Raw genomic sequence first — 12,581 nt, 5'->3', positions numbered from 1 at the left:
CAGACGCGCAATTGCCACGATTTGCAGCAACCTGTAGGGTCGCGTTTTTTGCGCCGTTTCGAGATCTGTCATGCAGGATGCAACCCTCCCCCGCCCGGCTCTGCTGGGCATCGACCTTGGCACCACCAACAGTCTGATCGCCGTCTGGCAGGACGGTCAGGCCCGACTGATTCCCAACGCCCTGGGTGATGTGCTGACGCCATCAGTAGTCAGTCTTGATGAAGACGACACGATTCTGGTCGGTAAAGCCGCGCGCGCGCGCCTGACCACGCACCCTGATCGCACCGCTGCAGCGTTCAAGCGCTTCATGGGCAGCGATAAACAAGTCCAGCTCGGTGCACGTCAGTTCAGTCCGGAAGAGTTGTCGGCGCTGGTGCTCGGCTCACTCAAGCAGGACGCCGAAGCCTTTCTCGGCCACCCGGTGTCGGAAGCGGTGATTTCCGTGCCGGCGTATTTCAGCGACGAACAACGCAAACGCACGCTGTTTGCCGCCGAACTGGCTGGGCTCTCGGTGACACGCCTGATCAACGAGCCGACCGCCGCCGCGATGGCTTACGGGCTTCATGAACAGAAATTCGAACGCACGCTGATCTTCGATCTGGGCGGCGGCACCTTCGACGTCACGGTACTGGAATACGCGTTGCCACTGATCGAAGTGCACGCCTCCACCGGCGACAACTTTCTCGGCGGCGAAGACTTCACTGCCGCGCTGTTGCAGGCCTGCCTGAAGCACTGGCAACTGACTCCGGCAATGGTCGATGCGCAAAGCATGGCCAGCCTCGGTGATGCCCTGGAGCAACTGAAATGCAAACTCGGCGAAGGCATTCAACAACTGAGTTGGCGCCACGCCGACAAGACCTTCGAATGGTCACTGGACGAAGCGGCGGCGGTAAAAATCTGGGAGCCGCTACTGGCCCGTTTGCGCGCGCCGATCGAACAGGCCCTGCGCGATGCCCGACTCAAGCCCCGCGACCTCGACAGCCTGGTGCTGGTCGGCGGCGCCACGCGCATGCCGGCGGTGCAGCAAATGGTTGCCACGCTGTTCGGGCGCCTACCTTACCGGCATCTTGATCCGGATACCATTGTTGCGCTCGGGGCGGCGACGCAAGCGGCGTGCAAGGCGCGTGACGGGGCGGTTGAAGAGTTGATTCTGACGGATGTCTGCCCGTATACGCTGGGGATTTCGACCATACGCGGCGAAGACATCAAAGGCGCGTTTTCGCCGATCATCGAGCGCAATACCATCATTCCGACCTCAAGGGTGGAGCGTTACCACACGACATCTCCACGGCAGGAAGTCATCCGTATTGCGGTCTATCAGGGCGAACGTCCGTGGGTACGCGACAACATTTTTATCGATGCTTTCGATGTCACGCTGACGCCCAGCGATGATATCCAGGCGCTGGATGTGCGCTTCAGTTATGACATCAACGGTTTGCTCGAAGTTGACGTCACCCTGCCAGGGACGGGCGAACGCCACAGCCACAGCATTGACCGCAGCCCGACCGGACTCGATGCGCAATCGCGGCAAACCAGTCATGAACGCTTGAGTACACTGAAAATTCACCCCCGCGACACGCTGCCCAACCGAACCCTGCTGGCTCGACTGGAACGGGCGTGGACGCAAAGTCTGGGCGAAGAACGCCAGCGGATTGCCGACTGGCTGGACAGTTTCACCACGGTGCTGGGCGGCCAGCGATCGGAAGAAATCGCCAGCCACCGCTCACAACTCAACAAGGTACTGGATGAGTTGCGCCTCTAGCCGATAAGTCGCCGCAAGGTCGCCTGCAAACCACCGGACAAGGTGCCTTCACCGCCACTGTCCGGTGGCACGCCATAACGATTGGGCAGCTTCTCTCCGGGAAAACCGAACAGTATCAGCGGCAGGAACGGCAACACCGGCGACAGCATTACCAAAATCAGTAACATCGGAATGCCCCGCCCCATGTCATGCAAACGGCGCAGGACCGCACCGAGCAGAAACGCCAGACCCAGTAGCAACACGACGATGCCGGACACGGGCGTACCGCTGAGCAACGCCGCCACGGGCGTCACCAGCAACGCGCCAATCACCTGCCAGATAAACGCCCCGCGCCCCAGCCGGGTACCCAGGCGCCAGAACGCTCCGGCGGGGGTTGGACGGGTCTCTGCCTTGGCCAGCAGCAAACGCTCAGACCACGACAGCAATGCGCTGAATGCGAAGCGCAGACCGAGTCCATTTTCCGGGTCATCCTTGGCCCGCTGCATGCGCAACAGAACTTTCTGCCTTGGCACGCCCAGATTGCCAAAACGCACCAGATCCTTCAGCACATCCAGCGCCAGGTAAAAGGCGTCGCTGACACCCTCCTCCGTGAGAGCCTCACGGGGCGGGTGAACAGGCTCACCCTTGATCAGACTGTGACGGAAGCCGTCGAACCAGTCCTGTGGATTGACCACCTCGGTGATACTTTCCAGCAGGTATTTGCGCTGTTGCGCAGTGAGCAACGGGTCGTGGTAAAGGACTCCACCCAAGAGCATGCGCCCGAGCAAATCTTCGTTGAAGCTGGCGATGTCGCTGCGCATGCACTCGAACAAACGGTCATTACCCAACAGCCGAGTGCTGTCGAGCGCCTCATGCACACTGAACAACTTGCGCGCGAGCAGCGAGTGCACCGGATCCGCCGCTTGCAGCCAGCCGAGCAGGCCACTGGCACAGCCCTGCTCGCGATTCAGGCGACAGAGCAGCGGCTGCAAACGGGCCAAGGGGTGTTCACGCGCAATATTCATGGTGTCGACGCAGTGTGCCGATTGCGCGTCCAGCCAACGCGTCGGATCGTCGAGGGTGGCCAGCAGGTAAATCGCCTGACGATGCCATTCCCAGACATCAGAATAGCTATCGACGGCCGGAAGCAGCATGCCTTGCGCGGCCAGTTGCGCTTGCAACTTGAGCCCCGCAAGCCGTTCGTCACGTTTGTCGAGACTGAACGCTTGGGCAAGCCGCGCCAGCGATCGGGCGTCGTAAGTGCGCAAACGGCGCATCCACAGCAGGCTGAGTTCAAGCGGTTCGCCCTTTTCCAGCGCCGGCGGCAGTGTCGAGTCACTGGCCAGAAACGCTTCCAGGGCCTGAGGAATCGGCGCCCGGGTCAACCAGCAGATCTGCTGCCCGGCCTGATACTGCAAGCCTTCCAGCACCAGTTGATCGAGCACATCCTCCGGCTCGGATGCCTCCATGATGCGTCGCAGCAATGGCACATCACCACGGTGCAAAGCCCAGGCATGCTGGTAAAGCGTTTGCAGCGGCCGGTCATCACTGTCAATGATCAGCGCCGCCAACAACGGCAACTCGTCACCACTGATACGCCATTCGACAAATGCACCGGCAATGTCCTGCAACTCGAGTTGCCTGGCCCTAAACCAACGCCCGAGTGTCTCCGGGCGCTGCGATGGACTGCCGTACTCTTGGCTGACATCGCTCAGATCCTCGGACCAGTCGCGGAAGTTTTCCAGACGATCAAAGGCCTGAATCAGCAGCGGCAGGCGCTGAGGCTGATGTCGCGCGCACAATGCCAGTAACCACGTCGCCGCTTTCGGATGCTGATGTTCGCGCCAGAGCCGCACCCACGCCTGCAGTGCCAACTCTTCCATTCCCAGCGCACTGCGCTGACAGGCCAACAGATACAGCCAGTCGACATCTTCAGGTGCAAGCCGGTGCTGCTCGCTGATAATGTCGAGAAAGTCTTTGTTGGCGATATCAGCCTGACTGAACTGTATGGCCAGGCGTTGCAATAACCCGTCATCAGCAGGCAGCGGGATGCAAGTGTGCAGGCCGGCGAAATGACGGTAGTCGTCGAGCGACGCCTCTCGGTGCAGGTGATTCAGGGTGCGCACATACCAGAGAGTTTCCAGTTGCGCGACAGCGGGCCAATGGCTCATCAACGAGGTGTCGAACGGATCCGCCGCGCTGATCCGCTGCAAAAACTCGTCGACATGCCGTGCGTTGTCGAAATCCAGATCCAGCATGCGGCTTGCCCATCCCAGGCGCTGGGCCAACAAACGGGCGCAGACATGGGAAATCGGGCCGGCGTCGAGCAACTCACGTAGCAATGGCCAGCAAACTTCGTCCAGTACCTCCAGCGGCAGACGGTCCAGCTCAAGGTTGAATGCCTGCCAGGCCACCGGGTGAAAGCGACGCGCTGGATCAAGCAGCAATGCTTCAAAGTCGGCCATCGTCTGATCGGCAGGACTGACCTCACCTGCAACCGGTTGATCCGGTTCCTCGGCTTCCTCGCGGGCAAAGCGTAGTGCCAGTTCATAGGCCTCACGCAACGCCTGAAAACCTTCCGGATCGGTTTCCGGGTGGTGCTGCGGCAAGCGCGCGCGATAGGCGCCGCGAATGACGTCGTTGTCTTTGGTGGGCTCGATACCCAAGCGAATCCAGCAGCTCATGACCAGTCGAACTCCCCTAGCGAATCAGGCCGCTCGGGTGGATGCAGGGGCATGTCCCACGGCAATTGTGCGAACAGCGCGCGCGCATCACGATCAAGCTTGCTGATGACCACGGTGGTGCCTATGTAATCGCCTTGCCGGTCATATTCGTGTTCCAGCTCTTCATCCTTGTTGCCCAGGCAATGCCAGAAGGCTTTGCCGAAGACAAAGCCGTTAAGGTAGCTCGTCCAACTGTCGTAGTAGTAGCGCGCGCGTGCCGCCATGCGACCATGCAGCCAAAGGCTTTCGGTGAGATCGATCCAGCCGTGCAGCACCGCAGAACGCAGCAGAAAACCCATGCGGCCAAGGTCCCAGGCACGGATGCCACCTGAACCGCACTCGCCAAATGTGCGACTGGCGAATTCGTAGAAAGCTCGCTGGCGAGTGTCGAGTGTTGCGAGCAAGGCCTGCCATTCGGACGGCAGACACCGCTCCCATTGCCGATAGGCTTCGTTCAACTGCGTAGCGTGGCCGTCATCGGCAGTACGCAGCATGTCCAACAGTTGTTCGCGCGTAGTGATGCCCCAACCACCTTCGACATCGACATGTTTGAGGTCAAAGCAATAGGTGGGTGCGGTGTAATCGGCGTCGGGATTGAGGGCGACCAAAGGCGCAGAAAGCGCGTATAGCCAGCGCTGTTCCATTTCGTCCATGAACAAAGGCTCCGGGGCCAGCGGGAATTAGGGAGTGCCGGCCTTGTTGGCGCGGATTGTAAAGAGCCACAAAGGCAGCGGCAAACGTTGCGTCCGCTTTCTTTGCGCGCACAAAAAAGGCCCCGACGTATCGGGGCCTTCATTCAGCGGCTCATCGCCGGTTCAGACGATTGTGTTGCGGCACATGACTCAGTGCTGCAACGCCGGCTTCTCCACCCCGTTGATCGGGATGCGTTTGGCTTTCGCTTCTTCCGGGATCACTCGCAACAGGTCGATGCTCAGCAGACCGTTTTTCAGATCCGCAGCCTTGATCTCGATGTGATCGGCCAGGCGGAAGGACAGCTTGAAAGCACGTTGGGCGATGCCCTGGTGCAGGAAGGTCACGCCTTCGTTGGCATCACGCTTGCCGCCACTGATGGTCAGCACACCTTTCTCGACTTGCAGTTCCAGGTCTTCTTCCTGGAAACCGGCTGCCGCTACGACAATGCGGTATTGGTCATCACCGTGCTTTTCGACGTTGTAAGGTGGGTAGCTGCTGCCTGGCTCGTTGCGCAGGGCGGTTTCGAACAGGTCGTTGAAACGGTCGAAACCTACCGAGGAACGGAACAGTGGCGCGAGGGAAAATGCAGTACTCATGGTTCAAATCTCCTGAAAACAATCAGCAAGGTTTTTTGACTCCGCGACCCGAATTCGGCATCGCGTACCCCTTAGATAGGGACCGCTGAAATGATTTCAAGAGATTATTTGCAGATTTTTTTCAGGCCGCTTCAGCCACTGGCAGACCGAGCAGACGCGAGACATGATCCGGCTCAGTTTCACGACGCAGAACGGTGAACAGCTCGGCAGCCTCGGGATAATTGCGCGTCAGCATGGCCAGCCATTGCTTCAAGCGGCCTGGCGATTGGCGTGCAGTCATCTGCGCTTTGGCTTGCAGCCAGAAGTCCTGGATCAGCGGCATCAGCTCGGCCCAGGTCATCTCAACCACTTCTTCACCAGCGCGAGCGGCAGCGATCTGTTTGGCCAGATCCGGGCGCGAGACCAGACCGCGACCGAGCATGATGTCTTCCACGCCACTGATTTCGCGGCAACGCCGCCAGTCTTCGACGCTCCAGATATCACCGTTGGCGAACACCGGGACTTTGACCACCTCCTGCACGCGCGGAATCCACTCCCAATGCGCCGGCGGCTTGTAGCCGTCCATTTTGGTTCGGGCATGAACCACAATGTGCTCGGCGCCGCCTTCAGCCAGCGCAGTGGCGCAGACCAGCGAACCGTCGGGGCTGTCGAAGCCCAGGCGCATTTTTGCGGTGACGGGAATGTGCGCGGGTACAGCGCGACGCACGTGCTCGACGATCTGGTTAAGCAGCTCCGGCTCTTTGAGCAGTACCGCGCCGCCACGGGACTTGTTCACGGTCTTGGCCGGGCAGCCGAAGTTGAGGTCGATGACTTCGGAGCCGAGTTCGCAGGCCAGTGCAGCGTTTTCCGCCAGGCAAACCGGGTCGGAACCGAGCAATTGCACGCGCAATGGCACACCGGAGGCGGTGCGGGCACCGTTGAGCAACTCCGGGCCGAACTTGTGGAAATAGGCCGGCGTGAGCAACTGGTCGTTGACCCGAATGAACTCGGTCACACACCAGTCGATGCCGCCAACGCGGGTCAGCACGTCGCGGAGAATGTCGTCGACCAACCCCTCCATGGGCGCCAGAGCAATTTGCATGGGAACACACTACTTGAAGAAAAACGTGCGGCAGTTTACTGGATATCGCGCAAATCCGCAGATCCCTTGTAGGAGCTGCCGAAGGCTGCGATCTTTTGATTTTGCTGTTTGCAGATCAAGATCAAAAGATCGCAGCCTTCGGCAGCTCCTACAGAGATCGGGTCAGGCTAGTGCCAGGATCGCCGGTCCGTAGCCCTCGACGAACTCGGCCGGCATGCGCTTCGGCTTGCCCGTGGACAGCTCAATGCAGACAAACGTGGTCTGCGCGCGCAACAACGTGGTGTTGTCGCTCGGGCGCTTGAGCTGGAAATGCCGGGTCATCTTCAAGCGTTGATCCCAATCGACAATCCAGGTTGCCAATTGCAGTTCGTCGCCTTCATAGGCGGCGGCGAGATAATCGATCTCGTGACGGACCACGGCCATCGCCCGATCCAGTCGCCGATACTCGACCAGATCCAGGCCCAGACGCTGCGAGTGGCGCCAGGCGCAGCGCTCGAGCCAGGTCACGTATACGGCGTTATTCGCGTGGCCCAACCCGTCGATATCCTCAGCGCCTACTTGCAGATCAATGGTAAACGGCGTTGCCCGATCCCAACCCATGCCCCACTCCTGGTCAAAGTATTCAACCGGAGCAGTGTAACGGAGCTCAGGCCGATTGGCGCGCCTGAAGGCTGCGGCCGGCCAGCAGTGATAACACACCATCAATTACCCGAGGGTCGGCCAGCACGCGCTGGTGCCCGCCGCCCTCAAGGCGCAACAGGCGACTGTCGAACCAGGATTCGTGGATCAGTTGCGATTCCTTGACCGAGACGAAATTGTCGTCCTCGGCATGCACGATCAGGCCGGGCATATCCAGTTGATAGTGGGCAACGTCGAGCGTCGCGGCGCGCATACCGACATCTTGCTCGACCTGACGGATGAAGGCGGAGCGCGCTCGCGGCGGCATACCGACGTAGCGGGCGAAACCGCGCAGTACACCCAGAATTCGCGCAGGTGCGGCGATGCTGACGAGGGTTTCGGTGCGCAAGCCCAACTGCACGGCGAGCATGGCGCTGGCGCCGCCCATGGAGTGACCGATCACCGCTTGCAATGGCGGCAACTCGGCAGCGGCTTCGAGCATTGCCCGAGCGAACAACACGACATTGGCTTCACGCCCCGGCGAACGACCGTGAGCCGGACCATCCAACGCGACGACGGTATACCCGGCATCGACCAGCGCAGTGATCAGCGCGGCGAACTGGGTTGGCCGCCCTTCCCAGCCGTGCATCAGCAGCACTGTCGGGCCTTGGCCCCAGCGCAGCGCCGAGAGGCCAAAGCGCAAAGTGATGCGTTCGGAACTGGCCAGCAGCGGCAACTCCCAATCACGAAGAGGCAGCGAACGTGGCGTCATGAATGCCAGACGCATTTTGCTCGCCACGCGTTTCGGTGCAATCCAGCCCAAGGTGCCATTAACGCCACGAACCCACTTCAACGTGCTCATCGCTCTCTCCTCAGGCGTGTTGCCTTCAGGTCAACGCACCGCCGACTTAGCAGCGCGCAGCAATCGATCGGATAAATCTCCCGGGCCGAGCGCTCTTGCGAGTGCCAGACCACCCACCATCAAGGCCACGTCGGCCAGGGCTTTGTCGGTGTCCTCGGGGCTGGACGCCAACTGCGCAATCATCAATTCCAGGTGCTCGTTCAGCGCGATGCGGAACGATTCCGGCAAACGCCCCAGCTCGCCGATCGACGCTGGAATCGGGCATGCCGCGTCGCTGGAATCACGATGCTTGCGCGACAGGTAAAACGCGGCGACCAAGGCGCGGCGCTCTTCCCCGGTCAGTTCGGCATCCATGTCGGCAATCAGGTCGCGGCGGCGGCCGAGAAGCTGCTTGAACGCTTCCAGCATCATCGCGTCCTTGCTTTCGAAGTGCGCATAGAAACCGCCAACGGTCAGGCCGGCCGCGCCCATCACTTCGCCCACGCTAGGGTCAGCCGGGCCGCGCTGGATCAGTGCGGCGCTGGCAGCCTTGAGGATGCGTTCGCGGGTTTGAGCTTTTTTATCGTTCATCGTTGCCTCCGAATATTACGACTAGAATATTATTCTCATAATAATATTCTGCAAGTCAAGGATATGACCGCTGGTCTGAAGCACAGTGTAAGGAAAAAGGAGAATTGGCCAAACGCCAGACAAACAAAAGGGCCATTCAATAATTGAATGACCCTTATAAAATCCCGCAGAGCGGGTAATCGTGGCGTCCCCTAGGGGACTCGAACCCCTGTTACCGCCGTGAAAGGGCGGTGTCCTAGGCCACTAGACGAAGGGGACACAAACCTTCTATACAACTGATCAGCGCTGAGAACTGATCGATTCAAGGCCGGTGTGGCCAGACCTTGAACTGTAAATTGGTGGAGCTAAGCGGGATCGAACCGCTGACCTCCTGCATGCCATGCAGGCGCTCTCCCAGCTGAGCTATAGCCCCGGATTTTTCGCCTCGCGGCGGAGTGACATTTTGCAACATCACTTCTGTAAAACTGGCGTCCCCTAGGGGACTCGAACCCCTGTTACCGCCGTGAAAGGGCGGTGTCCTAGGCCACTAGACGAAGGGGACGCAAACCCTTCTATACAACTGATCAACGCTGAGTGTTGATCGCTTCGGAGCCGGTGTGGCCAGGCTTCGAAGTGTAAATTGGTGGAGCTAGACGGGATCGAACCGTCGACCTCTTGCATGCCATGCAAGCGCTCTCCCAGCTGAGCTATAGCCCCTCATCGTTGATGTCATCGCTGAGGACGGGGCGAATCTTAAGGGCGTATCGAAAGCCTGTCAAACTTATTTTTGAAAAATTTCAAAATTTTTCGTCGGCATAACAATCACTTACCGCTCTCCCCCCCGTAAATTCGGGAGAAGCGCCGAAGGCACGATCAAAAGATCGCAGCCTTCGGCAGCTCCTGCACAAAGCCGCAAGCGCTTAGGCGATAGCGCCCAGCAGCTTTTCCCACTCTTTGTTTTCTTTCTTCGACACGCCACCCAGCAGGTCAATCGCCTGCCGCAGACGATAACGGGTCAGATCCGGGCCAAGGATTTCCATGGCATCGAGCACCGAGACGGAACTCGCCAGACCGGTGATCGCAGCAAACATCAGCGGCATCGCATCGCGCAGTTTCAACTCCAGCGATTCGACCACGGCCTGAATCGTCGCGGTGATGTTGTCCTTCTCCCACTGACGCAGGCTTTCCAGCTTCCACAGGATCAACTGCATCAACTGGCGAACCTGATCGCCCGAAAGCTTTTTCGATTCAAATAGCTTGGCATCCGGATTGACGCCGCCGGCGAAGAAGAACCCGCCCAACGGGGCAACCTGGCTGAAGGTTTCAACGCGGCCCTGAACGTGCGGCGCGATCTTCATCATGTATTCGGAATTGAACGCCCACTTCTGCACGCGTGCAGCGAACTCTTCCACCGGCAGATCACGCAGCCACTGGCCGTTGAGCCACGACAGCTTCTCGATGTCGAAGATCGGCCCGCCCAGCGAGACACGCTTGAGATCGAAGTTGTCGACCATTTCCTGCAGCGAGAACTTCTCGCGCTCGTCCGGCATCGACCAGCCCATGCGGCCGAGGTAGTTGAGCATCGCTTCCGGCATGAAGCCCATGCGCTCGTAGAATGTCACCGAGGTAGGGTTCTTGCGCTTGGACAGCTTGCTCTTGTCCGGGTTACGCAGCAGCGGCATGTAGCACAGCTCTGGTTGCTCCCAGCCGAAGTACTCGTAAAGCAGAATCAGTTTCGGTGCCGATGGCAGCCACTCTTCGCCCCGCAGCACGTGGGTGATGCCCATCAGGTGGTCGTCAACCACATTGGCGAGGAAGTATGTCGGCAGGCCGTCGGTCTTCATCAGCACTTGCATGTCCATGCGATCCCACGGGATCTCGACGTCGCCACGGAGCATGTCCGGCACCACGCAAACGCCTTCACTCGGCACTTTCATGCGGATAACGTGCGGCTCGCCAGCGGCCAGACGGGCGGCGACTTCTTCTTTCGACAGCAACAGTGCGCGGCCGTCGTAGCGCGGGGTCTCGCCGCGAGCCATTTGCTCGGCGCGCATCTGATCCAGCTCTTCAGCGGTGCAGAAGCACGGGAACGCGTGACCCATGTCGACCAGTTGCTGGCAGTACTTCTGATAGATGTCGCCGCGCTCGCTCTGACGGTATGGACCGTGCGGGCCACCAACGTCCGGGCCTTCGCTCCAGTCGATACCCAACCAGCGCAGGGCGTCGAAGATCTGCTGTTCGGACTCGCGGGTCGAACGCAACTGGTCGGTGTCTTCGATGCGCAGGATGAACTCACCGCCATGCTGCTTGGCAAAGCAGTAGTTGAACAATGCGATGTAAGCGGTACCTACGTGGGGGTCCCCGGTAGGCGATGGCGCGATGCGAGTGCGGACGGTGGTCATGGCATGTCTCGAAAAGAATGAAAAGCAAAACAATCAAGCGGCGAATGGTAACAGGCGACACCCGCCCCGCTCCAGCGGGCAGGGCATTTAAGCCAAGTTTGCGTCTGGAACGCCCGTAAGCCGTGGTGAATGGGCAAATATCAGCGGATGGCATTTACCGTTTATCGGCTGTATGCCAGATTCGCCTGCTGATAACTTTCCTTACAATTCATCGACTACAGTTTGCCCATGCCTGCCCAACTCAAGCGTCGCCTGTTGATTTTCCTACTGCTCGTCCTGCTGGTCGCCGGGGGCTTTTTCGCCCATTGGTTCTTCAAGGGACGCTTTTATGAAAGCACCGACAACGCTTATGTCCAGGGCGAAATCACCCGTGTCTCGAGCCAGTTGAGCGCGCGCATCGATGAAGTGCTGGTGCAGGACAATCAACACGTGGAAAAAGGCCAGTTGCTGGTGCGCCTCGAACCGAATGACTTCCGTCTGGCCATCGATCGCGCCAATGCCGCCCTCGCCACCCGCGAAGCCGAGCGCCTGCAAGCGCAAAGCAAATTGACTCAGCAAGCCAGTCTGATTGCTTCCAGCGACGCACAAGTGGCAACCACCCAAGCAACGCTCGGGCGCTCGCAGATGGATTTGTCGCGTGCCGAAACCCTGCGCAAGCCCGGTTACGTTTCCGAAGAACGCGTGACCACCCTCTCCGCTGACGCTCATATCGCCCGTTCGCAAGTGGCCAAGGCGCAGGCCGATGCGCAAGGTCAGCGTCAGCAGGTCAACGCCCTGAACGCAGAAATCAAACGCCTCGACGCACAGATCGCCAACGCCCGCGCCGATCTGGCGCAAGCCGAACTCAACCTGACCCGCAGCGAAATCCACGCGCCAATCAGTGGTCTGGTCGGCCAGCGCGCCGCCCGTAACGGCCAAGTGGTGCAGGCTGGCGCTTACCTGCTGTCGATCGTCCCGGACGAAGATATCTGGGTGCAGGCCAACTTCAAGGAAACCCAGATCGGCCGCATGCAACCCGGGCAGAAAGCCGAGCTGACCTTCGATGCCTATGGCGACACGCCGATCGAAGCGCGGGTCGACAGCCTGTTCGCCGCGTCCGGCGCGCAATTCAGCCTGCTGCCGCCGGACAACGCCACCGGCAACTTCACCAAAGTCGTGCAACGGATTCCGGTGAAACTGACCTTCAAGGCCGACAACCCGCTGCACGGCAAGATCCGCCCGGGCATGTCCGTCACCGCCACCGTGAACATCAAAGACGCCCCGGACAATGGCCGGTGATTCGCTGATCCGCCCGGTCGGCGAACCGACCCGGCGCG

At 59.9% G+C, this 12,581-nt stretch carries 10 protein-coding genes and 4 tRNA genes; 2 read left to right on the top strand and 12 right to left on the bottom strand.

Annotation, left to right across the window (positions count from 1 at the left end; all coding sequences use genetic code 11):
- The first annotated feature begins 70 nt into the window (after positions 1-70).
- On the top strand, positions 71-1,762 hold the full coding sequence (locus tag LOY43_RS09830; RefSeq protein ID WP_258709525.1) for a molecular chaperone HscC: 1,692 nt from the start codon (positions 71-73) through the stop codon (positions 1,760-1,762).
- Here LOY43_RS09830 and LOY43_RS09825 read toward each other — a convergent pair.
- The 12 genes from LOY43_RS09825 to gltX form a co-directional block, all read right to left on the bottom strand.
- Positions 1,759-4,425, bottom strand: coding sequence for a DUF805 domain-containing protein (locus tag LOY43_RS09825; protein ID WP_258709524.1), 2,667 nt, complete (start codon positions 4,423-4,425; stop codon positions 1,759-1,761). The two genes, LOY43_RS09830 and LOY43_RS09825, sit on opposite strands and share 4 nt — an antisense overlap.
- Positions 4,422-5,117: a DUF1266 domain-containing protein gene (locus LOY43_RS09820; RefSeq protein WP_095047658.1), complete on the bottom strand. Its 696-nt coding sequence runs from the start codon at positions 5,115-5,117 to the stop codon at positions 4,422-4,424. Before LOY43_RS09820 ends, LOY43_RS09825 begins: the two co-directional genes overlap by 4 nt.
- Positions 5,118-5,306: 189 nt before the next feature.
- Positions 5,307-5,753 (bottom strand): Hsp20 family protein, encoded by a 447-nt coding sequence (locus LOY43_RS09815; RefSeq protein ID WP_093432063.1) that lies wholly within the window; start codon positions 5,751-5,753, stop codon positions 5,307-5,309.
- A 121-nt stretch (positions 5,754-5,874) separates the two neighbouring features.
- Positions 5,875-6,834: a tRNA-dihydrouridine synthase gene (locus LOY43_RS09810; protein ID WP_038363617.1), complete on the bottom strand. Its 960-nt coding sequence runs from the start codon at positions 6,832-6,834 to the stop codon at positions 5,875-5,877.
- A 162-nt stretch (positions 6,835-6,996) separates the two neighbouring features.
- Complete coding sequence (locus LOY43_RS09805) at positions 6,997-7,434, bottom strand: thioesterase family protein (protein WP_095047659.1); 438 nt, start codon at positions 7,432-7,434, stop codon at positions 6,997-6,999.
- Between the two features lie 46 nt (positions 7,435-7,480).
- Positions 7,481-8,314, bottom strand: coding sequence for an alpha/beta fold hydrolase (locus LOY43_RS09800; RefSeq protein WP_095047660.1), 834 nt, complete (start codon positions 8,312-8,314; stop codon positions 7,481-7,483).
- A gap of 30 nt (positions 8,315-8,344) precedes the next feature.
- Complete coding sequence (locus tag LOY43_RS09795) at positions 8,345-8,884, bottom strand: TetR/AcrR family transcriptional regulator (protein WP_007913421.1); 540 nt, start codon at positions 8,882-8,884, stop codon at positions 8,345-8,347.
- Positions 8,885-9,066: 182 nt separating this feature from the next.
- Positions 9,067-9,142: transfer RNA gene (locus LOY43_RS09790), tRNA-Glu, on the bottom strand.
- A 78-nt stretch (positions 9,143-9,220) separates the two neighbouring features.
- Positions 9,221-9,296, bottom strand: a tRNA-Ala gene (locus tag LOY43_RS09785).
- A gap of 53 nt (positions 9,297-9,349) precedes the next feature.
- A tRNA-Glu gene (locus tag LOY43_RS09780) sits at positions 9,350-9,425 on the bottom strand.
- Between the two features lie 79 nt (positions 9,426-9,504).
- A tRNA-Ala gene (locus LOY43_RS09775) sits at positions 9,505-9,580 on the bottom strand.
- A 203-nt stretch (positions 9,581-9,783) separates the two neighbouring features.
- Entirely contained in the window at positions 9,784-11,265 is a 1,482-nt protein-coding gene (gene gltX / locus LOY43_RS09770; RefSeq protein ID WP_258709523.1) for a glutamate--tRNA ligase, read from the bottom strand.
- A gap of 228 nt (positions 11,266-11,493) precedes the next feature.
- Between gltX and LOY43_RS09765 the strand changes: the two genes are divergently transcribed.
- The gene (locus tag LOY43_RS09765; RefSeq protein WP_258709522.1) at positions 11,494-12,543 is read left to right on the top strand and encodes an HlyD family secretion protein; all 1,050 of its coding nucleotides are present in this window, start codon (positions 11,494-11,496) and stop codon (positions 12,541-12,543) included.
- Positions 12,544-12,581: the final 38 nt, after the last annotated feature.

The sequence above is a fragment of the Pseudomonas sp. B21-041 genome (assembly GCF_024748675.1).
GTDB lineage: Bacteria > Pseudomonadota > Gammaproteobacteria > Pseudomonadales > Pseudomonadaceae > Aquipseudomonas > Aquipseudomonas neuropathica.
Note: the sequence above shows the minus strand (reverse complement) of the source record. Positions and strands in the feature narration are given on the sequence as shown.